24 protein-coding genes and 1 rRNA gene are annotated in these 25,134 nt (G+C 53.5%); 21 read left to right on the forward strand and 4 right to left on the reverse strand.

The genetic code is table 11. From position 1 onward, the window contains the following. The 14 genes from rrf to N7326_RS00070 all read left to right on the forward strand — a co-directional run bounded on the left by rrf (nucleotide 1) and on the right by N7326_RS00070 (nucleotide 12,199). Nucleotides 1–117, forward strand: a 5S ribosomal RNA gene (gene rrf, locus N7326_RS00005). A gap of 103 nt (nucleotides 118–220) precedes the next feature. Beyond that, nucleotides 221–1,225 carry a hypothetical protein gene (locus N7326_RS00010; RefSeq protein WP_259077078.1) on the forward strand — a complete coding sequence of 335 codons (1,005 nt, stop codon included), beginning with the start codon at nucleotides 221–223 and terminating at the stop codon, nucleotides 1,223–1,225. 13 nt (nucleotides 1,226–1,238) lie between these two features. Then, a complete protein-coding gene (locus tag N7326_RS00015; protein ID WP_259077076.1) occupies nucleotides 1,239–2,231 on the forward strand; it encodes an HAD-IIA family hydrolase in 993 nt (330 codons plus the stop codon). Then, nucleotides 2,222–2,389, forward strand: coding sequence for a hypothetical protein (locus tag N7326_RS00020; protein WP_259077074.1), 168 nt, complete (start codon nucleotides 2,222–2,224; stop codon nucleotides 2,387–2,389). The genes N7326_RS00015 and N7326_RS00020 overlap by 10 nt, the downstream gene beginning before the upstream one ends. Nucleotides 2,390–2,403: 14 nt before the next feature. Then, on the forward strand, nucleotides 2,404–3,228 hold the full coding sequence (locus tag N7326_RS00025) for a TlyA family RNA methyltransferase (RefSeq protein WP_259077072.1): 825 nt from the start codon (nucleotides 2,404–2,406) through the stop codon (nucleotides 3,226–3,228). Beyond that, complete coding sequence (locus N7326_RS00030; RefSeq protein ID WP_396124705.1) at nucleotides 3,210–4,145, forward strand: NAD kinase; 936 nt, start codon at nucleotides 3,210–3,212, stop codon at nucleotides 4,143–4,145. The genes N7326_RS00025 and N7326_RS00030 overlap by 19 nt, the downstream gene beginning before the upstream one ends. 42 nt (nucleotides 4,146–4,187) lie before the next feature. Beyond that, on the forward strand, nucleotides 4,188–5,915 hold the full coding sequence (gene recN, locus N7326_RS00035; protein WP_259077068.1) for a DNA repair protein RecN: 1,728 nt from the start codon (nucleotides 4,188–4,190) through the stop codon (nucleotides 5,913–5,915). Between the two features lie 80 nt (nucleotides 5,916–5,995). Beyond that, nucleotides 5,996–7,186 (forward strand): putative cytokinetic ring protein SteA, encoded by a 1,191-nt coding sequence (gene steA, locus N7326_RS00040; protein ID WP_396124696.1) that lies wholly within the window; start codon nucleotides 5,996–5,998, stop codon nucleotides 7,184–7,186. 2 nt (nucleotides 7,187–7,188) lie between these two features. Beyond that, a complete protein-coding gene (locus N7326_RS00045; RefSeq protein WP_259077066.1) occupies nucleotides 7,189–8,148 on the forward strand; it encodes a copper transporter in 960 nt (319 codons plus the stop codon). Further along, nucleotides 8,148–8,813 (forward strand): NUDIX domain-containing protein, encoded by a 666-nt coding sequence (locus N7326_RS00050; protein WP_259077065.1) that lies wholly within the window; start codon nucleotides 8,148–8,150, stop codon nucleotides 8,811–8,813. The genes N7326_RS00045 and N7326_RS00050 overlap by 1 nt, the downstream gene beginning before the upstream one ends. After that, the gene (gene xerD / locus N7326_RS00055) at nucleotides 8,803–9,741 is read left to right on the forward strand and encodes a site-specific tyrosine recombinase XerD (protein WP_259077063.1); all 939 of its coding nucleotides are present in this window, start codon (nucleotides 8,803–8,805) and stop codon (nucleotides 9,739–9,741) included. Before N7326_RS00050 ends, xerD begins: the two co-directional genes overlap by 11 nt. Nucleotides 9,742–9,851: 110 nt before the next feature. Further along, nucleotides 9,852–10,724: a ParA family protein gene (locus tag N7326_RS00060; protein WP_263087982.1), complete on the forward strand. Its 873-nt coding sequence runs from the start codon at nucleotides 9,852–9,854 to the stop codon at nucleotides 10,722–10,724. Continuing rightward, entirely contained in the window at nucleotides 10,725–11,531 is an 807-nt protein-coding gene (locus tag N7326_RS00065) for a segregation and condensation protein A (RefSeq protein ID WP_263087983.1), read from the forward strand. It begins immediately after the preceding gene. A gap of 68 nt (nucleotides 11,532–11,599) precedes the next feature. After that, nucleotides 11,600–12,199 (forward strand): AAA family ATPase, encoded by a 600-nt coding sequence (locus N7326_RS00070; RefSeq protein ID WP_259077058.1) that lies wholly within the window; start codon nucleotides 11,600–11,602, stop codon nucleotides 12,197–12,199. Here the strand turns inward: N7326_RS00070 and N7326_RS00075 are convergent. After that, nucleotides 12,174–13,661: a peptide MFS transporter gene (locus N7326_RS00075; protein WP_263087984.1), complete on the reverse strand. Its 1,488-nt coding sequence runs from the start codon at nucleotides 13,659–13,661 to the stop codon at nucleotides 12,174–12,176. The genes N7326_RS00070 and N7326_RS00075 overlap by 26 nt on opposite strands. A gap of 98 nt (nucleotides 13,662–13,759) precedes the next feature. Between N7326_RS00075 and N7326_RS00080 the strand changes: the two genes are divergently transcribed. The 7 genes from N7326_RS00080 to der all read left to right on the forward strand — a co-directional run bounded on the left by N7326_RS00080 (nucleotide 13,760) and on the right by der (nucleotide 21,357). Next, nucleotides 13,760–15,103: an adenosylmethionine--8-amino-7-oxononanoate transaminase gene (locus N7326_RS00080; protein ID WP_263087985.1), complete on the forward strand. Its 1,344-nt coding sequence runs from the start codon at nucleotides 13,760–13,762 to the stop codon at nucleotides 15,101–15,103. A gap of 10 nt (nucleotides 15,104–15,113) precedes the next feature. Continuing rightward, entirely contained in the window at nucleotides 15,114–15,785 is a 672-nt protein-coding gene (bioD, locus tag N7326_RS00085; RefSeq protein WP_263087986.1) for a dethiobiotin synthase, read from the forward strand. A gap of 82 nt (nucleotides 15,786–15,867) precedes the next feature. Next, nucleotides 15,868–17,463: a cation:proton antiporter gene (locus N7326_RS00090; protein ID WP_396124704.1), complete on the forward strand. Its 1,596-nt coding sequence runs from the start codon at nucleotides 15,868–15,870 to the stop codon at nucleotides 17,461–17,463. A 10-nt stretch (nucleotides 17,464–17,473) separates the two neighbouring features. After that, nucleotides 17,474–18,025: an SMC-Scp complex subunit ScpB gene (gene scpB / locus N7326_RS00095; protein WP_259289190.1), complete on the forward strand. Its 552-nt coding sequence runs from the start codon at nucleotides 17,474–17,476 to the stop codon at nucleotides 18,023–18,025. A 92-nt stretch (nucleotides 18,026–18,117) separates the two neighbouring features. After that, nucleotides 18,118–19,050, forward strand: coding sequence for a pseudouridine synthase (locus N7326_RS00100; RefSeq protein ID WP_259157837.1), 933 nt, complete (start codon nucleotides 18,118–18,120; stop codon nucleotides 19,048–19,050). Continuing rightward, entirely contained in the window at nucleotides 19,050–19,751 is a 702-nt protein-coding gene (gene cmk, locus N7326_RS00105) for a (d)CMP kinase (protein WP_263087988.1), read from the forward strand. The genes N7326_RS00100 and cmk overlap by 1 nt, the downstream gene beginning before the upstream one ends. After that, entirely contained in the window at nucleotides 19,741–21,357 is a 1,617-nt protein-coding gene (gene der / locus N7326_RS00110; RefSeq protein WP_263087989.1) for a ribosome biogenesis GTPase Der, read from the forward strand. The genes cmk and der overlap by 11 nt, the downstream gene beginning before the upstream one ends. Nucleotides 21,358–21,415: 58 nt before the next feature. On the opposite strand, the gene N7326_RS00115 is transcribed toward der, so the two are convergent. The 3 genes from N7326_RS00115 to N7326_RS00125 all read right to left on the reverse strand — a co-directional run bounded on the left by N7326_RS00115 (nucleotide 21,416) and on the right by N7326_RS00125 (nucleotide 25,075). Further along, on the reverse strand, nucleotides 21,416–22,258 hold the full coding sequence (locus N7326_RS00115; protein WP_263087990.1) for a class I SAM-dependent methyltransferase: 843 nt from the start codon (nucleotides 22,256–22,258) through the stop codon (nucleotides 21,416–21,418). A 1,096-nt stretch (nucleotides 22,259–23,354) separates the two neighbouring features. After that, nucleotides 23,355–24,095 carry an ABC transporter permease gene (locus tag N7326_RS00120; protein ID WP_259289194.1) on the reverse strand — a complete coding sequence of 247 codons (741 nt, stop codon included), beginning with the start codon at nucleotides 24,093–24,095 and terminating at the stop codon, nucleotides 23,355–23,357. Beyond that, a complete protein-coding gene (locus tag N7326_RS00125; RefSeq protein WP_259289195.1) occupies nucleotides 24,095–25,075 on the reverse strand; it encodes an ABC transporter ATP-binding protein in 981 nt (326 codons plus the stop codon). The genes N7326_RS00120 and N7326_RS00125 overlap by 1 nt, the downstream gene beginning before the upstream one ends. Nucleotides 25,076–25,134 lie beyond the last annotated feature (59 nt).

A 25,134-nucleotide genomic window follows, 5' to 3' on the forward strand; every position in this document is an offset into this window, starting at 1 on the left:
GTCGGTGGTTATTGCGTCAGGGGTACGCCCGGTCCCATTCCGAACCCGGAAGCTAAGCCTGGTAGCGCTGATGGTACTGCAAACGGGAGTTTGTGGGAGAGTAAGTCACCGCCGACCTAAAACTTAACAGTGAACAATAGAAAGCGTGACGTGTTGAATGCTAAGGAATAGCCCTTAATATTCAATACGTCACGCTTTTTGTATGTAGAAAATGGATATCATGACTCAACACAATGACTCTTCAAGAAACTCCCGGAGGCCCGGATCTGGTCGACAAGACAACGGCCATCGCAGTGGAGCGCCGCGTCGGAGCACTCCGCAGCGCAGATGGTCACGCGACGAAGAGGGGCGAGGTAGGCCCCGTGACGAGGATAGGCGCGGTCGAGACGACGAACGCCGCCGGAGTAATGACCGTCGAGACAGCGGCGGTGATAGGCACAGCGAGGATGATAGGCGTGGTGGCGGCGATCGTCGTCACGCTAATCGCGCAGGCGCCTCTCGCCCTGAGAAGCGGAGTTTTCACGCGCAGCGCCCCGGCTATCGCGAGGAGCGCATTAATAAGCGCATCAATGAGCCGCAGATCCCCAGCGACCTTGACACGTCCGTTCTGGACCCAATGATTGTGCAAGATCTCAAGGTGCTATCGAAAGATAACGCAGATGCTGTGGCCAAGCACTTGGTTATGGCCGTCACATGGCTCGCAGATGACCCCAAATTGGCGCTATCTCACGCCCGCGCAGCTAAAGATCGGGCGGGTCGAATCGCGGTCGTGCGGGAAACCTGCGGCATAGTTGCCTATCATGCCGGCGAGTGGAAGGAAGCCCTGTCTGAGCTTCGTGCGGCACGACGGATGTCAGCCGGACCCGGATTGGTCGCAGTTATGGCAGATTGCGAGCGCGGACTGGGGCGTCCAGCTAAAGCAATTGAGCTGGCACGCGAGGAGCATGAGGGGTTGGATCGGGCTTCCCAGATTGAGCTCGCCATCGTGGTAGCCGGAGCTCGTAGCGATCTCGGTCAGATTGATTCTGCTGTCACAACCTTGCAACAGGAAAATCCCGATCCGCGACAGATCGACCCTGCCTATGCCCGTCTGTCCTATGCCTATGCCGATGCTTTAGCTCAGGTGGGACGTACCGAGGAAGCGATAGAGTGGTTCAGCCACGCCGATAAACAAGATGTCGATCGTCTTCTCGATGCCGATGAGAGATTGCGAGAGCTATCCTAGTAATATAGTGCGCATGACGAAATGCGCCCTCGATCATTACGACAGCCTACTGCTCGACCTGGACGGAACCGTCTGGGAGGGCGGTAGGCTTCTCCCTTATGTTGAGAATGTGATCAACGAGACCACAGTGCCGGTTATGTATATTACGAACAACGCCTCCAGGCACCCCAGTACGGTTGCCTCCCTGCTTTCTAAGATGGGTGTTCCCACGGGTACGGAGCAGATTCTTACCTCCGCCCAAGCAGCGGTGGAGATGGCGGCTGATCACCTACAACCTGGTGATTCCGTTTATGTGTTGGGAACGGATTCCTTCAAGGACTTGGCCACCACAGCTGGATATATAGTTGTCGATTCCGCCGACGATAACCCTAAAGCCGTCCTGCACGGCCACAATCCTCAAACTGGTTGGGCTCAATTATCCGAAGCGGCCTTAGCAATCGCACAGGGCGCTAAGTATTTTGCTTCCAATTTGGACTCGACCCTCCCCATGGAGCGGGGGCTGATGGTGGGTAATGGATCGATGATCCAAGCCGTCGTTCACGCGACTGGCATCGCTCCCACGTCCGCGGGCAAGCCGGAGCCTGCTATGTTCTATTCCGCCGCGGCCAAGCTCTCATCTAAGCGTCCTTTGGGCGTAGGCGATCGCCTCAATACCGATATCGCTGGCGGAGTGGCTGCGGGTTTTGACACTCTCCACGTACTTACTGGCGTCTCTAAACATTTCGCACTTCTGCGAGCACCTCAGCACGAGCGCCCTACATATATCGCTCGGGATTTCAGCGACGTCCGGCAACCGCTGGAAACGCTGAAGCCAGGGGCGCAAGGCGGTTTCGTGGCCCATTGGGACGGTGATCATATCGTGCTGTCCGGTGGAGATTCTGAGTCGCGTCCTGATCAAGCGTTGCGTACTGTCCTTCAACTCGCCTGGCACCAAGAGTCAGCCTTCTCTGGAAGTATAAGTGTCAAGGGTGAGAGCGCAGCCAAGGCAGTGGATCAGTGGCAATAGCGAAGATGCCAAAACCCGGTCCGGAGAGCACCTCAATCGACCCCAATGAACTCAAGCGCACGGTTGTCGACGTTTTGGCTCGTCCTACTGCTAGCCTAGATGATGAGTACGAAGTCTTAAACGCCGCCCATGAATTACTTCATCGGGCCTTGCAATAAGGGGGCGAGAACTCGTGGCCGTAAACAGAAAACGTTTAGATGCAGAGCTCGTCCGGAGGAAAATCGCTCGATCGCGCGAGCATGCCGTCGACATGATTCGCGAACAGCGCGTCTTTGTGGCGGGAATACTCGCACTCAAACCGGCAACTCAGGTCGACCCCGATATCTCGATTCGAGTCGTCGGCAGTCAGTTGGATACCTGGGCTTCGCGCGGAGCCCATAAGCTGCTCGGGGCATTAGAAGCTTTCGAGCCTTTAGGCCTCGATCTTAAAGGGAAAAAGGTTCTCGACGCTGGAGCCTCCACCGGAGGGTTCACCGACGTGGTGCTGCGTCGGGGCGCCGCCGAAGTTGTGGCCTGCGACGTAGGGTACGGACAACTCGTGTGGCGCTTGCAAAATGACGCTCGCGTGCGAGTTTTAGATCGCACGAATATTCGACACCTCACACCCGAGATGTGTGGAGGTCTCTGCGAGGCAATGGTAGGAGATCTTTCTTTTATTTCCCTCACTCTCACACTACCCCCCATTATTGAGTGCTTAACTATGGGCGCAGATTTACTTCCTATGGTCAAGCCCCAATTTGAGGTCGGTAAAGAACGACTAGGGAACGGCGGCGTAGTGCGCAGTAGAGAGCTGCGAGCAGAGGTTACCCGCGATATCGCGTTATTTGCTCAAAGTGTAGGGTGCTCGGTAAACGCCGTCGTGGCATCGCCACTACCTGGACCATCAGGAAATGTAGAGTATTTCTTGTGGCTACGCAAAGATGGAGCCGCACACCTGCGATCGGAAGACGAGATAACAACGATGGTTCAGCAAGCCGTATTAGAGGGGCCACAGTGACCCACCAGCCCACTAGTGTACTCCTCGTACCCCACGCCGGCCGTGCCGCCAATATCAACTCTGCTGCTGTTGCAGCGCGTATGATGCGTGAGGCAGGAATAGCTGTCAGGATTCTCATTAACCCCGAGAATAAAACCATTGCCAGTCACCCTGTTCTCAGGAAATTTCCCAGTGTTACTCACGGTCCCGGCGCTGTGGAAGGCATTGACCTCGTCTTCGTTACGGGTGGCGATGGCACGTTCTTGCGGGCTGCTGATCTCGCTTATTTCGCTCAATTGCCAGTTCTAGGCATCAATTTAGGCCATATCGGCTTCCTCGCAGAGTGGGAAAAAGACTCGCTAGAAGAAGCAGTCCTAAGGGTCATCTCCGGAGATTACCGGATTGAAGAGCGAATGACCCTCAATATCTCGGCTCTGGGCCCGGCAGGTGAACCTCTCGGTTCCGGCTGGGCTCTTAATGAGCTCAGCGTTGAGAACCAAACTCGAACTGGGGTACTCGACGCCATCCTTGATATTGACGGGCGGCCGGTTAGTTCTTATGGCTGCGATGGAATCATCGTTTCTACCCCCACTGGTTCAACCGCCTATGCATTTTCAGCCGGTGGCCCAGTGCTTTGGCCGGAACTTGATGCCATCCTTGTTGTACCCAATAACGCCCACGCGCTATTCACAAAACCACTGGTGGTGGCCCCAGGGTCGACGGTCGCAATTGAATCGAGTGCATCAAGCCATCCCGCCTACGCCGTGATGGACGGATTCCGCACCATTGAATTACCCCCGGGATTCCGTGTTGAAATCAGACGCGGTCAACAAGGCATCCAGTGGGTACGGTTGGATGATCGTCCCTTTACCGATCGTTTAGTGAGCAAGTTGAAGCTACCCACTCAAGGGTGGCGTGGCCCCATTCAAACACGATGATCATAATCGCATATATGTGCGAATTCTCGGTAGGATAGTTATATGCTCGCGGATATCAGTATTGAAAATCTCGGTGTCATTCCCAAAGCCTCAGTGGAGCTAAGCTCAGGGCTCACCGTTCTCACCGGAGAAACAGGAGCTGGCAAGACTATGCTCGTTACCGGCCTGCGCCTGCTCACGGGTGGTCGAGCCGATGCGAGCCGAGTGCGTACCGGTTCCAAGCAGGCTGCGGTAGAAGGACATTTCAGCCTCGCTGGGATTGAAGAGTCTATCTGCGAGCAGGCTCAGCGCGTGGTTGACACAGCTGGAGGGACAAGCGATGAAAATGGCGAATTTATAGTAACCCGAACAGTGAGCGCTGCTGGTCGTTCTCGAGCATATCTAGGAGGCCGAGCAGTTCCAGCTGCCAATATTTCGGATTTTAGCGCTAATATCCTCACCATTCATGGCCAAAACGACCAATTAAGACTGCTTGCTCCCGAACGACAGCTCGAGGCGATCGACAGGTTAGATCCAGCCATCCAGAAGGCGGCCGACGAGTATGCTGAAAAGTACAAACAATGGTCCCGTCTCAAAGCGGATCTTAAAATGCGCACTGAGTCGCGGCGCGAATTAGCTCAAGAGGCTGATCGGCTCGACTTTGCTATTGAAGAGATCAGAGCCATTGATCCGAGCCCTCATGAAGATCAAGACATTCTCGAGAAAATTAGGCGTTTACAAGACGTAGACGAACTCAGAGAGCATACTGTTGGGGCACTGTCAGCGATCGACGGCTCTGGAGAATTCTCCCAGTTTGATACTGAGGAAGTCCAAGGTGCCTCGGATCTGCTCGGGCGAGCGCACACATATTTGAATTCCAGTTCTGATCCAGTTCTTAACGAATTGGGGTCGAGGTTGCGGGATATGACAGGCTCGCTGAGCGATATCTCGGCGGAGTTAGGTTCGTACCTGAGTGCTCTACCAACCGACGACCAGGAGTTGGACAATCTGCTGAAGCGTCAGCAGGATTTAAAAGCACTGACCCGAAAATATGCGCCCGACATTACCGGAGTGCTGAAATGGTTGGCTAAAGCGGAAGCGAAGCGTCAGACTATCAATATTTCCCCTGATGCCTTAGACGCGCTCAGAGAAGACACCCGTATTGCCGAGCAAAAGATGCTGGAGGCAGCGAAAAAGCTGTCCCACAAGCGCGTAAAGGCAGCTGCAACTTTAAGCAAGCAGGTAAGCAATGAGCTCCACGGTCTAGCCATGTCTAAGGCGGTTTTCAGTGTGCAGATGAGGCGTATAGAACCAGGCAAGACGGGGATCGATGAGGCGGAATTTTTACTTGCAGCTAATAGCGCGGCCGAACCCCGCCCCTTGGCGTCGTCAGCCTCGGGTGGTGAACTATCTCGCGTCATGCTGGCTCTTGAAGTCATCCTGGCAGCGAGCTCGCACGGTACCACATTAGTTTTCGACGAGGTCGATGCCGGAGTCGGAGGTCGTGCTGCAGTCGAGATTGGCCGTCGACTCGCCCGCTTGGCTACCCATCACCAAGTGATCGTCGTGACTCACCTACCCCAGGTAGCAGCCTATGCTGACACCCATATCCACGTGTCGAAAGAAGTAGGCGAGGCCTCAATTGTCTCCGGTATTTCCTCCCTCGATCATAATCAGCGTATAGAAGAACTGGCGCGAATGCTCGCGGGACTTGAAGATACCGCCACTGGGCGTGCCCATGCTCGTGAGCTACTCGAAAAGGCCCAAGATGAAGTGCGCATGATGCGCTAGAGAAGCATCAAGGGAATTTTTAGGACTTTTTGCTGCGTGGCTCACCCTATTGGGCATCGAAAAGAGCAAAGATTGAGCGCATGGGTTTATTCTCTCATTCCTCAGACCTTCCCGGACTCCAGGGAGCTACACGCGATCTATCCATCCACGGCAAGGGTTTTAAGCGCTTGCGTGAGGGTGATATCGCGGTTATCGATGTCGCTGATATCTCTCGCAGCTTGGCGCAGCGTCTCATCGATGTGAAACCAGCTGCGGTTATCAATTCCCAGCGTTTCAGTACAGGCGCGATTCCTAACTTCGGCCCGCAGTTATTGCTCGACAGCGGAATTATGCTGGTGGAAGCTACTGGAGCCGGAATCTGGGAGAATCTTAAAGATGGCAAGAAGGCACGTCTCACCGATGACGGCAAATTATATTACGGTGAGCGGCTCATCGCAGCCGGCGTTCCTATGACTATGACTGCAGCTAGTGTGCTTTTCGCCGATGCGCAGCAGAATTTGCTGGACTCTATGAATGCCTACTTTGGTAATACCATCGAATTTATCAATTCCGAATCCCCTTTGCTGATTGATGGTTTGGGAATACCCGAGGTGGGGCGCGAGATGTGGGGGCGAAAAGCTCTCGTTGTCAGCCCTGGCATAGGGGCCGCAGAGCAACTAGCTAGCCTGAAGTTCTTTATCCGAGAATATGAGCCGGTTATTATCGCTGTCGATCAAGCCGCGGATATTTTGGTCAACCATGGATATACCCCGGAATATATAGTTGGCGATCCACTGGTCGTGGGTAACGAGGCGCTGCGCTGCGGAGCGCGGGTTATTTTGCCAGCTGATCCTGACGGGCATGCAGTTGGTCTAGAGCGGATACAAGACCTCGGTATCGGTGCAATGACCTTCCCCTCCGCTGTGGATAGCTCTACTGATCTCGCTCTTCTTCTGGCCGATTATCACGGCGCAGAGCTCGTGGTGAGCGCCGGTTCCTCGTTTAGTCTTGATGGGCTTTTTGCCCAAGCTGCCAGCGCCAATCCCGCTCAGTTATTAACGCGCGCCAAATTGGGACCCAAGCTTGTCGACGCTACGGCGATATCGAGTCTGTACTCGGTCAGTGGTGGCTCGCGTTTGGGCTGGTTGTGGGCTCTGCTGGCGTTTCTCGTTTTCGCAGCTACTGTCATTGTGATCGCAGGATTCGGCGGTGATGCGTCCTTTACGGATAATCTCGTAAACACATGGAATAATATCGCCCTTTCCTTCCAAAACCTCGTGAAAGGACAGTAGAGATGAAAACTGGTCGCGGACACGCTGTTTTAACTGGTATCTGGTTGGGTCTTGCAGGCGGAGTCTGCCTGGGTACCTATATATTGGCCCCCCATCTCCCAGCAGGCAGTGCAATACGGGTAGGTTCCATTGCAGCCGAACGGGATGCTGCACGTGAGGATGTCGCTATAGCTCAGGCTCAATCGAAGAGTGCCGATGCCATTATCGACAATATCTCAGCCGCAGCGGTGCGAGAAGCACTTATTGATCGCGGAGTCCTGATACTAGCTACTGCCGAAGCCGATAAAGCCGATGTGGAAGCAATGCGCGCCCTGCTGGATCAGGCCGGAGCTGGTAATTCTGGCACAATCTATTTCACCGAGAAATTCTTTGATCAAGCTGGAGCTGACAGTTTAAAAAACACCGTAACTCTCACTCTTCCCGCTGGTGCTCAACTGAGTGTCGATAAACTTGATCCCGGCACCCATGCAGGGGAGTCCTTGGGATCGACTCTGATGTTCGAGCCCGTTAGGGAGGGAACTGAGGAGCAGAAGCCTCAAGCAAGCCCGGAGGAACGCGCGATCGTCTTGGGTGCGCTTAAGGAGGCCGGTTTTATTAATTATGAGGACGGCAGCATCTCACCAGCGCACGTCGCTGTCCTCCTAACGGGGGATAATCCTGGCTCTACCGATGATAATTTCACGGTGACTACTCAGGCGGCTTTTGCCGAAGCTATTGATGCCCGTGCGGGAGGTCTGGTTGTGGCTGGCCGGGTGCACGCTGCGAGCGACACTGGTTTAATTGGGGTTCTAAGGTCTAATCCGAGCACGCGCTCTGCAGTCTCAACGGTCGATTCCATCGACCGAACATGGGCCAAGATCGCGACTGTCCTAGCGCTGAAGGAGCAGCTGCGTGGTTCCTCTGGCGCATATGGTGCAGCCGCTAGTGCCGACGCAGCTTCACCAGCACCGCGCATAGGATAATGACTGCACATCAGTTTACAGTGGTGGGCTCCGAACTACTGGTTGAAGCCCCTATCATCGCGGTGCGCCGCGATCAAGTCATGATGCCAGGTGACACGCTCGCTTATCGTGAGGTCGTTGAGCACTTCGGCGCAGTAGCAGTGGTTGCGCTCGACAATGACCGCGTTCTCCTCATAAAGCAGTACCGCCGAGCGGTCGATCAGCGCCTATGGGAACTACCAGCTGGACTGTTAGACATCGCAGGGGAAGATCCCCTTGAGGGGGCACGTCGCGAACTAGCTGAAGAAGCGGGTCTGTCAGCAAACCGGTGGGGGCTACTCTGTGATACGGTGACCAGCCCCGGCTTTTGCGATGAGGCGGTGCGCATCTATCAAGCTGAGGAGCTCAGTCTCGTATCTCAACCTGTAGCCCACGACGAAGAGGCCGATATGAGCGTTCTGTGGGTTGATCTTAACGAGGCTATTGAGATGATTATGAAAGGCGAGATCGTCAATTCAATAGCTATAGTAGGGCTCATGACGGCGTGGCGACTGCGCAGTACTGGTCAGGCCTTAAGATCTGAGACGAGCGAATTTTCGCTACGCCCAGTGAAACTGGCGCAGCGTCGGCAAGCTATGGGCCTGACCGGTGACATGAAAAAGAAAGACGCACAAGGTGACCACTAATGCTGAGGCCGCTCAGCAGTGGTTGAGTTATCTAACAGTTGAGCGAGGTCTGAGTGCGCACACTCTCAGCAACTACCGCCGCGATGTGGATCGCTATCTAGGGTGGCTGAGCGCGGCACAGCGCCGTGATCTTAGCGAGGTTACCACCGCCGATATCGAAGCTTATATCTACGATTTGCGCAGCGGAGCGATTGCGAAGCCTCTAGCTGCTGCGTCTGTTGCGCGAGCGTTGGCGGTGGTGCGGGGTTTGCACAAGTTTTGTTTTCTCGAAGGTTTACTCGAGTCCGATGTGGCGGCGGAAGTCTCGCCGCCTGCTCAAGGACGTCACCTGCCTGATACACTCTCCATAGCCGAGGTTGAGTCTCTCATTGAAGCTATTCCACACAGCGAATACGCCTCCATATACGACCTTCGCGATCGCGCACTCGTGGAATTGCTCTACGCAACGGGTGCCCGCATTAGTGAGGTTGTTGCACTTTCGGTTGACGATATCTCCGAATCTACTGGGATGCTGAAACTAAAAGGCAAAGGCAGTAAGGAACGCATCGTCCCTATCGGAAGGATGGCACGCGAGGCGATTGAGCACTACCTCATCAGGGCGCGACCGGCTTTGGTCCGGGGCAGCGGCCCTGCTCTCTTTCTCAATAAACGCGGAGGTACCTTATCTCGGCAGTCGGCATGGGCGATCTTGAAACACGCCGCGAATCGGGCTGGAATTGACAAAGATATTTCGCCGCACACCCTACGGCATAGTTTCGCGACCCATATGTTGCAGTCAGGGGCGGATATTCGAGTGGTGCAAGAACTCTTGGGACACTCCTCGGTCACTACTACCCAGATCTATACTCATGTCACTGTGGAGGACTTACGGCGAGTGTGGAGCAGCTCTCACCCACGGTCGACTGCACAGAAGAAAAGTCTCAAGTAATACTTTATGGTGGCAAAACACCTTCTGCAATCGCTAAAATAACCACCATGTGATTTATCATATAGGAAGAAAGCGCAGTAATCGGTGGGCAGACGTAGAAGGATGTATTGATGGCTGATAATGGTCTTTTCCAGACCCCGGACCGCACGGTCGGTCTCACCGGACGCCCATTACGCCATATTCCAGAACCGGCCGCGCTCGACAAGCACGGCCCAGCTACTATTATCTCGATGTGTAACCAAAAGGGTGGCGTGGGAAAAACGACCTCCACCATCAATCTCGGCGCTTGTCTTGCTGAGGCGGGACGTCGAGTACTCTTAGTCGATCTCGACCCGCAAGGAGCGCTATCCGCGGGTCTGGGGGTCCCTCACGATGAGTTGGATCTCACCGTGTATAACCTTTTGGTAGATCACAGCGTCAGCATCCACGGCGCTATTCATTCAACTGGGGTACCCGGTCTTGATCTAGTGCCCGCAAATATTGATCTCTCTGCTGCTGAAATTCAGTTGGTCAACGAGGTTGGTCGCGAGCAAACCCTAGCTCGTGCGCTCAGGCCGGTCATGAAAGATTACGACTATATACTCCTTGATTGTCAGCCCTCCCTAGGATTACTGACTGTCAACGCCTTGGCCTGTTCCCACGGGGTCATCATTCCCATGGAGTGCGAGTATTTTTCCCTCCGCGGTCTAGCTTTATTAACTGACACTGTGGAAAAAGTTCGTGATCGTCTCAATTTCGATCTGGATATTGTTGGTATCCTGGTCACAATGTTTGATCGGCGCACCACCCATGCGAGAGAAGTGATGTCGCGAGTGGTGGAAGTATTTGAAGACAAGGTATTTGACACGGTGATTACTCGCACGGTGCGCTTCCCTGAAACATCTGTTGCTGGAGAACCGATCACCACGTGGGCTCCATCGTCGGCTGGCGCTGCCCAATACCGCCAATTGGCTCGTGAGGTTATCGAGCGCACACACGGTTAAATGCCTACAATTCCGCATCGTGCGGTGCAGCCTGAGATTACTGGCTTCCGCATAGTGTTAAATAATTTCGAAGGCCCCTTTGATTTGCTTCTGCAGCTCATTAGCGCCAGGAAGATGGATATTACCGATATCGCTTTGGCCACAGTGACAGATGATTTTGTAGAGTACACCAAGCAGCTCGGTGAATTTTCTGGTCTCGATGAGGTCACCGAATTTCTAGTTGTTGCGGCGACCCTCCTGGATCTCAAGGCAGCTCGACTACTGCCGCGTGGTCAGGTGGAAGAAGATATTGAATACCTCGAGCTTAGAGATCTTTTATTTGCTCGCTTACTGCAATATCAGGCCTATCAGAAGGTAGCCGAAGAATTGCGGCAGTGGCAGCGCCAAGCCCAGTTGTCTTATCCCCATGCCCTGAGTATGGATCCTCAATTCGTCGATCTCTTAGCACCAGTCAACCTAGGTCATACGAGGGAGAGCTTCGCGGAGTTCGCGGCAAGTGTATTCCGGCCGAAACCTGCTGAGGAGGTCGCTACAGCGCATATTCACCATGTGAGCGTTTCAGTACCTGAGCAAGCAGGCACGGTTCTTCAGATCTTGCACGAGTATGGCCCACACCAGTGGGTTAACTTTTCTACTTTTGCCGATTCCCGCAGCATCATAGTGGTGGGTAGGTTTCTTGCGCTTTTGGAGTTGTACAAGGCACGTGCCATCCTCATGGAGCAGGACGAGCCGCTAGAAGATCTGCGGATTTCCTGGACTGGGCTGGATGTTGATCCCGCAGTGGTGGCGGCCAGTACGTGGGAATGAGCAGCGACATTGATTCAGGCGTGCAGACAGTTACTATAAGAGGGGTACAGGAAAGAGGGGCTACGATAATGCCAGCACTTGTGGTTTCGGGCCTAGCTTCTGGGGTAGGCAAAACAACGGCAGCAGCCGCTATCGTTAAGGTACTCAAGGACCGCGGCGAAGACGTTATACCTGCAAAGGTTGCCGCGTTGAGCGCTTGGACCCCCGATATTGGCACCATTGAGAGACTCACCGGAATTAAAGGCAAAGATTTTTCCCAAGACCCCGATCCCATCGCCTCAGTGCGCGAACTAATCGATGCTGGTAAGACTGTGGTGGTCGAGGGCTCCGGTGGCCTCGATGTTGAGCTCTTTGGGGCAAAGACCATTGCCCATATCGCTGCGGATCTTAATGCCCCGCTCATCGTAGTTTCCGGAATGGATGAGCAGGCCGTAAAGATAGCTTTGCGGGCCGTCGATTTTGCTACCGCTTGTGGCGCTACGGTGGGTGGTCTTTTGGGTGGCAAACTTCCCCTTGGGGCTGATTTGAAGACGCGCCTGATTCTGATGGATGCTGTGGCGCGTACGGGTGTGCCTTTTTTAGGGAGTCTGCAGGACGGAATCGGGTCCTTAGGGCCCGACGCTTTCGCGGAGGCTACCCGGACTATTTACTTGCCGAGTGACTTTTAGGTCGAGAACGCGTTGCGACTAATGTCAGAGCGCCGACGACCAGACCTGTGACTGCGCAGCCTAAGAAGTAGCGAATCTCTGCCTCAGCACTGCTGGGGTCGTAGAATCGCGAAATTGTCCCCGCCAAGGCGGTGCCTATAGCAAGGGTAAGGAAAAAGAGCGCTGAGAACTGAGTGCGAAAAGCATTGGGTGCGTGAGCTGCGGTCGCGGCCATCCCTATTGGTCCGCAGAAAAGTTCACCCATAGCTGCGATCCAGATAGCAAAGACCACGGCGATGAGAGGGGTGCTATTTGCGGTACCACCCGCATAAGGTATGAAAACCAAAAAACTCAGAGCTGTGATCATGACTCCGATGGAAAGTTTATTGGCAGAGGAGGGACCCCGGTTACCGAGTCGGGCGAATATATAGGTCACAGGAGCGGAGAAGACGATAACAAATAGTGGGTTGAGCGATTGGGTCCACGCTGCTGGCACTATGAACCCAAGGAGGCTGCGATTGAGTCGAATATCGGAGTACACTGCGAGAACCCCATAAGTTTGGTTCATCATCGCCCAGAAGCACACCGAGGCTATAAAAATTGGAACGAACCTCCACACCTGTGTGCGCTCAGATTCGCTTACCTGAGCAGAGCGCAGGATGGTAACAAAGAGAACTACGGCCACTGAGGCAGTAGCTGCAAGTAGAAGCACAGCAAGGTGGTGTGGATTGATACTTCCTCGTGAAGCCAGTCCGACGAGGACGGCGAGAAGAGCTAGAGCTCCAGCTATAACTGGAAGCGCGGTGCGAAGAGAGTAGGGTTGAGCGGGGTACATTACCTTTGTGCGTGCAGCGTTATTGAGACGAGTGAGCATGAGAGTGCGCAGGAGAAGGTAGATCCCCATACCAATAAACATAAGAAGAGCCGCTGCCAAGAAGCCAAGGTGGAATCCCCATGTCAGCGCGAGCCATCCCGTTAGGAGAGGACCGAGAACCGCTGCGACTTGAATACCGAGATAAAAAAATTGAAAACCTACCTCGCGATCCGAGTCTGAGTCAGAACTGTATACAGCGCCCAGGATGGTGATAGCGGCGGTTTTGAGCAATCCAGAACCTAAGGCGATAAGACTTAACCCGAGGGCGAGTCCTAGTACTGGGTGGATGAGGGATAGTATAAGGTGTCCCAGGCACAATATGGTTGCTCCGCCTAGGAGAGTTTTTTCGGGACCGAGTAGATGATCGGATATCCATCCGCCCGCAAAGGTACAGAGATAGACCAAAGCCCCGTAGGCGCCTATGAGCGCAGTCGCGTGCGCCTTGTCTATGCCTAGTCCTCCCTCACCGGCCGAGTAGTACAGGTAGTAGGCGAGGATAGCTTGCATGCCGTAGAAGCTGAAACGCTCCCAGGCTTCAATGCTGACCACACTCACGGTGGCTAGGGGATGACGCGGACTCGTTCTTGAACGCTGTTTAATCGAGGTCATAGTTGAAATTATCCACAATTAGCAAGCCTTAGGTGGCATATTCGCTCTTATTCTTGAACGGTGTTTAAGATAGGTTGCAGTCAAGGAATCGAGGAAATATGAACCTACCCACTGTTGCGCACCTTATCGAGAAGGACCAACGCCATCTCTGGCACCCCTATAGTTCGAGTCCCGCACTCATAGACCCATATATCGTGAGCTCAGCCGCGGGAACGATCATTTCCCTGGCAACGGGGGAGCAGCTCATTGATGCCATGAGCTCGTGGTGGGCCGTAGCCCACGGACATAACCACCCCAGACTCGTCAGCGCAGCCACTACCCAAATCTCTCGGATGAGCCACGTCATGTTCGGAGGTCTCAGTCACGAACCAGCTATCGACTGCGCCGCCAGCTTGGTGAAACTCCTATCTCGTTCGTGCCCTTTAAAAGACCCGGGTCTCGAAAAGGTATTCTTCTGCGATTCTGGTTCGGTCGCTGTGGAAGTAGCCATGAAAATGGCATTGCAATATCAACGCGGTAAAAACCACCCAGAGCGCCATCGTTTCCTCACATGGCGCCGCGGTTACCACGGGGACACCTTTGCGGCGATGTCAGTATGTGATCCCGATAATGGCATGCATTCCATGTGGAAGGGAATCATCGCCGAGCATATATTCGCACCGCCACCACCACCGCGCGGCTCAGACTCACAGGAGATAGCCGAGTATCTCGACAAACTAGAGTCGCTGCTCGATAATTCGGTGGCTGGAATCATCATCGAGCCCAGGGTGCAAGGCGCAGGAGGCATGCGTTTTCATGACGACGAGGTTGTCCATGGTGTCCGAAAAATTTGCGACCGCCACGAGCTCGTCATGATCGCCGATGAGATCGCTACCGGCTTCGGACGAACCGGCACGCTCTTTGCCACCCTTAGCGCCGGAATTGTGCCCGATATTATCTGTCTGGGAAAGGCTCTCACGGGAGGATTCATGAGTCTAGCAGCAACGATCACCACCCCGGCGATAGCCCAGGTCATCTCAAGTCCCCAGGGTGGAGGGGCGCTGATGCACGGCCCTACTTTTATGGCGAATCCCTTAGCCTGCGCCGTAGCGAAAGAAGCAATACATATGATTGCGGAATCGTCGTGGACAGAGGCAGTACAGCGCATTGAACACCAGCTTCAGGTCCAGCTTCAGCCACTCGAGAGATACGACGTCGTTGCAGATATCAGGGTTTTGGGAGCCATTGGTGTTGTCGAACTCAAGGCACCAGTTGACATGGCTGAAGCCACCGCTATCGCCGTTAGCCACGGGGTATGGCTGAGACCATTCGGCACGCTGGTCTACACAATGCCGCCCTATATCGCGACCGAAGCAGAAATAGCAAAGATCACCTCTGCCATCGACGCGTTGGTCTACAACGAAAATCAGCGCTACCGCAAGACCTACCTCACTAAGAAATGACGGGAATAACATGAATATCCTTGCCATCACAGGAACCAACACTGGGGTCGGCAAAACCATTGCCACCGCTGCACTCGCCGTCGAATATCGACATGCTGGCTATGACGTCCGAGTGGTAAAACCCGTCCAAACCGGGGAGCCCGAAGGATCGGGCGATATTTTCACCATCGCGCAGCTTAGCGGAGTGAACGCAGTGGAGTGTATTCGCTATCCAGAGCCACTTTCTCCACATCTAGCGGCCCGGCGCGCCGGGCAACCCGCTCTAAGCGTTGCCGAAATGGCCCATCATATCTCCACTATAGAACTCGGGCATCCAGGAGTGATCCTCGTAGAAGGGGCGGGCGGTTTGCTGGTGCGCTACAACGACACTGAGTCCTTCGCTGACCTCATCGCAGCGCTCAATGCCAAAGTGGTGGTGGTCACTAGCTTAGGACTTGGTTCTCTCAACCTCGCTGAACTCACCGTTGAGGTGGCGAGGCTACGCGGCCTAGACGTGTGCGGTTTGATTGGAGGCGAACTAGCCCCTCATCCTGATCTAGCTACCCGATTGAATCTCGAGGAACTCCCCATTCAGTGCGGGGTCCCACTCTTAGGAGTTCTACCATCAGCGATGGGTCAGATCGATGGGACGATCCCTCCGGGGTTGATTCGGTTGCCTGATAGTTGGGACACCGATTTGTAGAATGGCCAAAGTCTGGAAAAGTAGAGGACACTAAAAGCCTTCAAAAAAAACATTGTCGGGAAAGGATTGGTCTGTGCTCATTATGATCGCGGTCATCGCGCTAATCGGGGCCACGGTGGTGATGGTGGCCATCGGCGAACGCACAGGCCTACCATGGCCCGCCCTCTTGACCGTCGTCACAGGCGCAGCTATTCTCTTTCCCGGCATACCAACCGTAGAGATTCCACCGGATCTCATTCTGCCGATTTTCATCCCGCCGCTCCTGTGGGCCTTGGCTAGGCGCTCAAGTTGGGGGATGGTCAGACGCCAGTGGTTAGAAATCGCCCTACTGGCGGTGGTGCTCACTGTTGTCTCCTCAGTCGCAATCGGGTTAAGCGCGTATGCTCTTATCCCGAGTCTATCCTTGGCCGGCGCTATGATGATTGGTGCCGCGATCGCTCCCACGGATCCGGTAGCTGTAGATGCCGTAGCCAAACCCGCCGGCGTTCCCTACCGCATCAGTAATACCCTGCAGAATGAAGGGCTCTTTAATGACGCCGCTTCGATCATGATCTTTTCTATGGCGCTGTCGGTGATTGTGGAGAAGAAATCCCCGAGCTGGTGGGAACCAATTCTTGCATTTATATACGGAGCCGGCGTTGCCGTCATTGTTGGGTTGATGATTGGATTCTCCTCGGCAAAATTCGTAAGCTGGGTGCAATCTTCCACTGCTCGAAACGCGCTCACCTGGACCATACCGTTTGCCACCTACCTGGTCGCGGATGCGCTCGGGGCATCTGGGGTGGTAGCGATTGTGGTAGCTGCAGTGGAATACAATTCCAAAGTTGAAATCAATGCTCAAGACCGACTCTCGGGTACATCTTTTTGGCAAACGGTGGAGTTTCTTTTCACCGGTGTAGCCTTCGGTCTCATTGGCACCACCGTCCGCCGAGCTATCTCAGAGATGGGCTCGGGACTGCTCGAAGCGGTACTCGTGGGAGTGGCGCTCTCGGTTGTCGCCATTGTCGTGAGAATGAGTTTTCTCTTAGTTATTTATAGGTTCAATACCACTGGTAAACGTAAGACTGCCTCGCCCCTGCGCCTCCAGGAAGTTCTTCTTCTGACTTTTGCTGGTATGCGCGGGCTGGTAACTCTCACCCTTGTCTTGTCCATTCCATCGTCAACCTATTTTAAGCTCTATCATGAGCTCCCCGTCATCGTCCTTGTGGTTTTAATTATGACCATGGTGATCCCGGGCCTAGCGCTTCCCGCACTCATGAAAAAGCTCAACTTAGACGCAGATCCCGATGCTTTTGGCGACCGAACCCGCACCGAGCTCGCCAGTCGTGCCCGCAAAGCTGCCCGAGGGGTCATCGACGCTCACGCTAAAGATCTACCGCAAGATCGTCTTGAGCTTGTCATGCAGCGCTTTGAAGAATTTATTCATTACGAGGACGATGCAGTGGTGGACCCAAAGACTCTCAGGGATCACGCCCGCAAAGAAGCTACCCAAATGGCTCAGATCAACCTTGAGGCGCTACGAGCAGCGCAGCAGGAACTTTTGGCCGCCCGTAATGAAACCAAGGTTGATCCGGTTATCCTGGACGAGGTCCTCTACGACGTCGACCAACAGATTCTAGGAATCGTCCGGGGCATCGAACTCCGCAATTCAACGTGGGACGATTCGAGCGAGCGGTAAGGACGATAAAATGAATCCGCTATCCGCTTTGCGATCACAGATCGAATCCATCTTGCTCGTCTCTGACTCCCCGATAACTGCGGGAGCTCTCGCGGCCGCACTAGCGCAACCTGAAAGCCACGTCAGCGCCACACTCAAAGAGATTAGCGCGGAATTTCATCAACGTGGTAGTGGTTTCGACTTGAGGGAAAGCTCGGAGGGGTGGAGGCTTTATACTCGTCGTGAGAATGCCGAGTGGGTGGAAAAATTTCTGCTGTACGGTTCGCAATCGAAACTATCACGGGCGGCGATGGAGACCCTCGCGATTATCGCTTATCGCCAGCCCGTAGCTCGTGCGCAGATCGCTGCCATTCGGGGAGTCAACGTCGACGGGGTCGTACGCACACTCACCCTGCGCGGTTTAATACGCGAGGCTGAAACGAAGGCGATCACTGGCGCCCAGCAGTATGAAACCACGGCTCTTTTTCTCGAGCTGCTGGGCATTGAGTCGCTCGAAGAATTGCCAGCTCTAGCACCTCTGCTCCCTGATATCGATAGTATTGACGAGTTCGATCAACCCTAAGACTCGAGCTTTACTGTGGGAGGTGGTATTACCCGTGGCAGTAGACTAGGGTGGGAATGTTATTTGACACTTGTACTGAAAGTAGGCGACATATGTCTCCAACCGCTCGCCGGGATGGCACACCGGGAAAACCACGTTCGAAACGAAGTGGTGCACAACAATCAGGCCGCGGAGGATCGGGATCGCGACGCAAGCCATCGCGATCAAGCGATGACAAGCTCTATATCTCCAATGCAAAGCCAGCGCGGCACCAGCATAAAACCGCATTCGACAGGGGGCCAGTTCACCGTAGTGAGGGGATTCGTCTCCAAAAGGTGCTTGCGCAAGCGGGCGTAGCATCCCGTCGTCACGCGGAAGTGCTCATTGATCAAGCCCGTGTAGAAGTTAACGGAAAGATCGTGCAGGAACAGGGACTGCGAGTTGATCCGCAGAACGATCTCATACGGGTGGATGGGGTGCGGGTCAATGTTAACGAAAACTATCAGTACTTCGTCTTGAATAAGCCCCGAGGCGTGCACTCCACGATGAGTGATGATATGGGTCGTCCCTGTATTGGAGATCTTGTTTCTGAACGCGTCAGCGCTGGCCAACGCCTCTTTCACGTAGGTCGGCTCGATGCGGCGACGGAGGGGCTCATTCTTCTTACCAACGATGGAGAACTAGCCAACCGCCTCATGCACCCCAGCTACAAGGTCTCGAAAACTTACCTCGCCACGGTACTTGGCGAAGCCGACCGCAACTTGGTTCGTACCTTACTCAAGGGAATCGAGCTTGATGATGGGCCCGCACGCGCCGATCACGTTCAGATTGTTGACACCTACCAAGGTAAATCCCTGATACGGCTGGAGATCCACGAGGGACGTAAGCACATAGTGCGTCGCATGCTGAAGGAAGCTGGCTTCCCCGTGCAGGCTCTGGTACGCACCAAGCTGCATAATATCCAGTTGGGCGAGCAAAAGCCTGGCACGCTGAGGGCCCTCAATACCTCTGAATTAACCAGCCTGTATAAGGTGGTGGACATGTAATGGCTGATCAACTGATCATTGCCGTCGATGGACCTTCGGGGGCTGGAAAGTCTACGGTGTGCCGGCTGGTTGCCCAGCGTTATCACGCGCACTATCTCGACACAGGCGCCATGTATCGAGTAGCGACCTTGCATATACTACGCCTGGGTATCGACCCTCAGGATGCCACCGCTGTTGCCACAGCAACTACCGATCTGCCACTCGACGTTAACGAGGATCCACTAGCCACAGAGGTGATTCTTGGTGGCGAGGACGTTTCAGAGGAGATACGTGGCACTGCGGTAACCCAGGCAGTCTCGGCAGTATCGTCGGTAAAAGAAGTGCGCGATAACCTTGTGGGCTTGCAGCGCGATTTGGCGCTAAAAGCCCAGCGCTGCGTAGTTGATGGGCGCGATATTGGCACGGTTGTCCTTCCTCAGGCCCAGGTGAAGATCTTTCTCACAGCTTCTGCTGAAGTGCGAGCTCAGCGCCGTCTTGACCAAGAACTTCGATCAGGCCGCGAGGCGGAGTTTGATGCAATTCTCGCTGCCGTACAGCGGCGCGATGAGCTAGATTCCACGCGGTCACTTAGTCCCCTCGTACCGGCTAAGGACGCTCACGTGGTCGATTCCTCACATCTATCACTTAACGAGGTCGTTGCCGTGGTGACCGAACTCGTTGACAATACAACTGCGGCTAAGGAGAACACCCATGACGAATAAAAATCAGCACGAGACAGAAGAAGAAACAGTATTTGTCTATCCCACACGTCACGGTGAGATTCCAGCCGATCAAGCCTACGAAGAAGAAGACATCGAGGTCGTGGGCGGTGGCTATGCCGCCCGAGATTTTGACGCTCAAGACTTCGACTATGACGACCCAAAATTTTTTGGTGAAGAGTTCGATGAAACGGAGTTCTCTGATCCCGATTTCGGCGACGATTATTCCGAGCAGGATTGGGAAGAGGTTGAGCGTGCCTTCGGCTTCGAACGCGATGATACAATCTCCGAAAAACTGTGCACCGTTGCCATTGTAGGCCGACCCAATGTGGGAAAATCTTCGCTCGTTAATCGTTTCTTAGGGCGCCGTGAAGCTGTGGTCGAGGACCATCCCGGGGTCACGCGCGATCGCATATCCTATATTGCCGATTGGGGCGGAAGTCGCTTCTGGGTCCAGGATACTGGCGGCTGGGATCCAAATACCAAGGGCATCCACAGCGCAATCGCGCGTCAAGCAGAAGTAGCCATGTCCACGGCCGATGTGATAGTTATGGTGGTGGACACGAAGGTGGGCATCACCGAGACCGATAGTGTCATGGCGCGAAAACTGCAGCGCTCCGATGTACCCGTTATCCTCGTAGCCAATAAATTTGATTCCGATAACCAATACGCCGATATGGCTGAGTTTTATGCTCTCGGTCTTGGGGATCCGTGGCCAGTTTCTGCCCTCCACGGCCGAGGTGGTGCCGACGTGCTGGAGGAAATTTTACGTTTATTCCCAGAGGAACCTCGACATTCCTCGATTACCGAAGGACCGCGGCGTGTAGCCTTGGTCGGTAAACCGAATGTCGGTAAGTCCTCGTTGTTGAATAAGATCTCTGGTGAAGAACGCTCGGTGGTAGATAATATCGCCGGCACCACCGTCGACCCAGTGGATTCCATCGTGCACCTCGACCAGCAAACCTGGCGCTTTGTCGATACTGCTGGACTGCGTAAAAAAGTGAAAAATGCCCAGGGCCACGAGTACTATGCATCTCTACGCACCCGGGCCGCAATCGATGCAGCCGAAGTTTGCGTGATGATGATTGATTCCTCCGAGCCCGTTAGTGAGCAGGATCAGCGGGTACTCAATATGATTTTGGAATCGGGAAAGGCATTGGTGCTCGCTTTTAATAAGTGGGATCTCATGACCGATGACCGCCGGTGGGAGCTCGACCGCGAAATCGATCAGCAGCTAGCCCATATACCATGGGTGACGCGAATCAATATTTCAGCGGAAACCGGTCGCGCACTCAACCGCTTGGAGCCGTATATGATCAAGGCTCTCGAAAGCTGGGATCAGCGAGTAACGACGGGGCAGCTCAATAACTGGTTGCGGCAAGTCATTGCGCAAAATCCGCCTCCTATGAAGGGCGGACGAGTGCCCCGGGTACTTTTCGCCACCCAGGCGTCCACGAGGCCACCAGTAATTGTGCTCTTTACAACAGGCTTCCTCGATGCTGGTTACCGACGCTATTTGGAGCGAAAATTCCGAGAGTCCTTCGGTTTCGAGGGTTCGCCAGTTCGCATAGCGGTGCGAGTGAGAGAACGCCGCGGACGTAAGTCCTAAAAAATGCTGTGATCCAAGAGATTTCTGGATCACAGCATTCTTCTATCTTCTGCTCATCTCAGCGGGCTTTCTGCAAAAGGAAAGCATCAACCCTATAGGGCAGCGCGAGCGGACGGGCAGGATCTAATTCAAGTTTTTCGAAGAGATACCACGTCAAATTTTTTGTGAGGCGTTCGCGATCCTTGTCACGAGCCCGCAGCCAGTAGGAGCGGGTCTGGGCTAACTCTAGGAGTTGTGGAGGGTAGATGATCTGATCCCAAGAACCGCGGTAGTCCTCGACAATGAGCCAAGGCGGAGCGACCTGGGGGACGAAGCCGCGCTTGAGCGTATCGCCTGAGTGCATAATGCGGCTGAGCCGATGCACCCACGGGATATCGACATCGAGTGTATTCCACACCAAAAGAACTGAGGCATCAATCGTCGAGATCCGTGCGAGTTCTTTACTAGCCCGCTCATTATCCATCCAATGCCATGCTTGAGCAACAGTTATAAGGTCGAAAGAGCCCTCGGTACACGGTATCTCCTCTGCGTTCGCCCTGAGAATTGGAATCTGGGGTAGGGCGCGAGTAAAACTACGTGCCATATCGGCGCTGGGTTCGAGCGCATAAATCTGCTGGAATCTAGAGTCTTGAGCTAAAAGCTCGGTGAATTTTCCTGTTCCGGCCCCTACGTCGAGGACTTTATCTGCCTTGCCAATGAGGTCGAGAACTTCAATGGGATAGGACGGGCGGATATCGTGATAAAGGGTGGCGCCTGTAATAAACGCTTGGGACATATTCTTGCGATGAGACTGGCCGCGAAAACGGGGGAGATGTCGCTGTGAGATCGAAGGGATAGGCGTTGTCACCTGAGCATAAGGATCTTTAATCAGCGGCTGGAGTGGATCATCGGATCTAGACATGGTAGATAAAGTCTAGCGGACAACACAGGTATCGTGGCACTCTATGCAGGGCCTAATCAACAGTCTGGTAGGTGGTCTCCACATGTAACGCCCGACACATAGTTTCAAGTAGTGAAACCCCACTCCAGCGGTTGCAGCCAGCCTAGGATAGAGAATGGCTCTTCGATACGAACCAGTAATGTCCTTGATGACAGCGCGTAAATAACCGGGTACGGCCGGAAGAGCAATGATGACCGTTGGCGCACCGTAGTATGCCCAAGAAGTAACGACGTTATTTTTACGCATAACATCCGGCCAATAGAATGCACATAACGTATGAATTACCTTAAGTACCAAACCAGCCACCGCTAATCACCGCAATTTTCTAGCATCTACGGCGGCTTACATAGGTTAAGGACATAAATATACACACTGCCAGGGCAATCAATATTAGTCAGCGTTTCTCCTACTGATTCTTCCAACAATGGAACGACCATCGAGCCATCGTCCAAGAAGTAATCCCATTCCGCAGTCAGGCCGGTCTCGCACGATAATTTTTTTGTAATTTCCTTAATTTCAACAAGCCTTAGCCCCAAGCCCCTCTGACCAATTACATAGTCTTTCACTCCCATGGGAAAGATTGCAGGCTTATTTGAAGAACTCGTACGTAAAGAACGTTTGAGCGAGAAATCAACTATAATAACTCTACCGCCCGGAACTAGATAGTTCGGGAAAATAGATAAAGCGTTCCGTGGATAATCAACTAGAGATAATGTTAGGCTACAAACAATACAATCAAACCATTCATGAAATTGTCGATTATATTCGGCGATATATTGTTGAAGAAACTATGGCCTGAATTCCGAAGAGAAAATTGATTTCTCGCAAAATTCTAGGCATGGGTGTCTATGTCAATACCCGTATAGTCGGTTTCCCCCATCCCTGGTCTTCCAACGACTTCAAAACATGAGATAATTGCCCAAACTGACAGCCGGCATCCAAAAGATTTTGAGGAGGACTCCCAATTAGGGATGCGCATAATTGAGCGTAACGGGGGGAAGAAAATAGTCATGAACCCGGTTTGCGCCAAAGCTAGTTAGCGGAAATTGGAAACCACTCAAGAGAGTTTTCGCCTAACTGCTAAGGTGTTTAGCAGAGCAAAGCCTGCGGTCCACGCCCCAAACCCGATCAAGGTCGCCGTAGCTAGGTTATTTCCTAGCCCAAGATCAACAATGAGATCTCGCGCGGCCCGTGAAGGTAGCAACAAGCTTAAATCATTCAATCGCTCCGGCATGTAGGAAGGCGAAACCAAGATTCCGCCAGCAAAAGCCAATGTTAAAAAGAGTAACTGGGCAACAGTAACAACGGATTTCGTAGTCAAGATCCTCCCCATGAAGCTGCCGAGCAAACCGAACATCACTGTCGATGCCACCAGGCCGCCGGTCGCAGCCACAAAATGCCGTGTCAGTTCGAATTCGGTAGTAACCAGAGCGCAGCCCAAGAGCAGAGCTATACCCACCACCATCATGAGGCTAACTGTGACGATATGGGCGATATAGCGGGGGAAGAGGCCGTAAGGCAAAGTCCGTAGATAGTTAGCAAACCCAGTCTGCCTATCCTGGGCAATCGAAGTACTAAACCCAAACAAACAGGTTGACATTGAAATCATCACGACCAGCTGCAGCGTCGATTCAGTCGCAAGATGGGCATCCTCTACAACTTGTGAGTTCGGAAGAACAAAGAACACAAAACACAACAGCGGAATGACAATATTTCCAGTCAGAGCCATCAAATCCCGAAATGTTTCCAAAACCACAACTTTGAGATGACCAGAAAAAACCCTTAACGCATTAGTCATTATCGCAGCTCCTCAAAATTGGTGGTTACCTGTTCACGCAATCGTGTCTCCATAGCTTCTTCCAACGACATGGGGTTAGCTCGGAGTTCTGTGAAATTAACTCCGCTGGCAACTAGCTCTTTAACAAAAGCATTGATATTGCTAACGGTAAACTTCAGGCGCCTGCCGTTGCCGTCCCCTGCGCTCATGGAAGGGGAGTCCGCGCCTTGAGAAAGCTCGCAACTGCCAACGCTAGGCAGGCTTTGCACTACTTCGGGGTTATCCACTGTGCATTCAACAACGGTTGCTTGTGACACTCGCAGAAACTCAGCTTTAGTCATGTAACCTTTGCTTCGTCCCTTATCTAGGAGAAGAATATGATCAGCAAGCAAATCCACCTCATCTAAATAGTGTGAAGTTAGCAAGGTCGCAACACCACGCTGAGACTGCCGTTGAATTTTATCCCACATTAATCGGCGGGCTTCGGTGTCTAATCCAGTGGTCGGCTCATCCAGGAGAACCAATTTCGGATCTCCAAGGTAAGCCAAGGCCACACTGACGCGGTGCTTTTGGCCACCAGAGAGGCTACGCAACTGCTTTTTTGCGAATTGCCCGATGTCCCAACTTTCCAGGTGCTTCAAGCAAAAATCAGTATCTGTGGGACTGCCAGGAAACTGCGATGAGACGAACTGCGCCATTTCAAGAGCGCTCAAAGAATCCGGCAGCTTTGTTTCTTGCGGCACTAGACCCAGAGCTTGTTTACTTACGCGAGCTGTTGGCCGTTGACCTAGAACCCTAATGTCACCGCAAGTAGGCTCCTCTAAACCACTAATCAGTCTAATGAGAGTAGATTTCCCGGCACCATTCGGGCCCAGGACTCCCAAGATATCACCACTGGAGATAGTGAAGGTGATGTCATCAAGAACCGTTGTATCCCGGTATCGTTTCCCAATCATCTCCGCAGCCACTGTAAACACTTTTTCCCCTATCAAGTTATCCATAACTAGGTTAATTCATAAATTCTCGCAGATCGAAAAAATTGCACTTGAACGCTCCTGAG

The sequence above is a fragment of the Corynebacterium sp. ES2794-CONJ1 genome, assembly GCF_025660615.1.
GTDB lineage: Bacteria > Actinomycetota > Actinomycetes > Mycobacteriales > Mycobacteriaceae > Corynebacterium.

Excerpts from the sequence above, each read along its gene's own strand:
- N7326_RS00120 (WP_259289194.1), bottom strand. The coding sequence starts at position 24,095 with ATGACTAATGCGTTAAGGGTTTTTTCTGGTCATCTCAAAGTTGTGGTT.
- N7326_RS00080 (WP_263087985.1), top strand. The coding sequence starts at position 13,760 with ATGAACCTACCCACTGTTGCGCACCTTATCGAGAAGGACCAACGCCAT.
- N7326_RS00060 (WP_263087982.1), top strand. The coding sequence starts at position 9,852 with ATGGCTGATAATGGTCTTTTCCAGACCCCGGACCGCACGGTCGGTCTC.
- N7326_RS00070 (WP_259077058.1), top strand. The coding sequence starts at position 11,600 with ATGCCAGCACTTGTGGTTTCGGGCCTAGCTTCTGGGGTAGGCAAAACA.
- N7326_RS00090 (WP_396124704.1), top strand. The coding sequence starts at position 15,868 with ATGATCGCGGTCATCGCGCTAATCGGGGCCACGGTGGTGATGGTGGCC.
- bioD (WP_263087986.1), top strand. The coding sequence starts at position 15,114 with ATGAATATCCTTGCCATCACAGGAACCAACACTGGGGTCGGCAAAACC.
- der (WP_263087989.1), top strand. The coding sequence starts at position 19,741 with ATGACGAATAAAAATCAGCACGAGACAGAAGAAGAAACAGTATTTGTC.
- N7326_RS00010 (WP_259077078.1), top strand. The coding sequence starts at position 221 with ATGACTCAACACAATGACTCTTCAAGAAACTCCCGGAGGCCCGGATCT.
- N7326_RS00075 (WP_263087984.1), bottom strand. The coding sequence starts at position 13,661 with ATGACCTCGATTAAACAGCGTTCAAGAACGAGTCCGCGTCATCCCCTA.
- N7326_RS00050 (WP_259077065.1), top strand. The coding sequence starts at position 8,148 with ATGACTGCACATCAGTTTACAGTGGTGGGCTCCGAACTACTGGTTGAA.
- N7326_RS00100 (WP_259157837.1), top strand. The coding sequence starts at position 18,118 with ATGTCTCCAACCGCTCGCCGGGATGGCACACCGGGAAAACCACGTTCG.
- scpB (WP_259289190.1), top strand. The coding sequence starts at position 17,474 with ATGAATCCGCTATCCGCTTTGCGATCACAGATCGAATCCATCTTGCTC.
- steA (WP_396124696.1), top strand. The coding sequence starts at position 5,996 with ATGGGTTTATTCTCTCATTCCTCAGACCTTCCCGGACTCCAGGGAGCT.
- N7326_RS00115 (WP_263087990.1), bottom strand. The coding sequence starts at position 22,258 with ATGTCTAGATCCGATGATCCACTCCAGCCGCTGATTAAAGATCCTTAT.
- N7326_RS00125 (WP_259289195.1), bottom strand. The coding sequence starts at position 25,075 with ATGGATAACTTGATAGGGGAAAAAGTGTTTACAGTGGCTGCGGAGATG.
- N7326_RS00015 (WP_259077076.1), top strand. The coding sequence starts at position 1,239 with ATGACGAAATGCGCCCTCGATCATTACGACAGCCTACTGCTCGACCTG.
- N7326_RS00045 (WP_259077066.1), top strand. The coding sequence starts at position 7,189 with ATGAAAACTGGTCGCGGACACGCTGTTTTAACTGGTATCTGGTTGGGT.
- cmk (WP_263087988.1), top strand. The coding sequence starts at position 19,050 with ATGGCTGATCAACTGATCATTGCCGTCGATGGACCTTCGGGGGCTGGA.
- recN (WP_259077068.1), top strand. The coding sequence starts at position 4,188 with ATGCTCGCGGATATCAGTATTGAAAATCTCGGTGTCATTCCCAAAGCC.
- N7326_RS00065 (WP_263087983.1), top strand. The coding sequence starts at position 10,725 with ATGCCTACAATTCCGCATCGTGCGGTGCAGCCTGAGATTACTGGCTTC.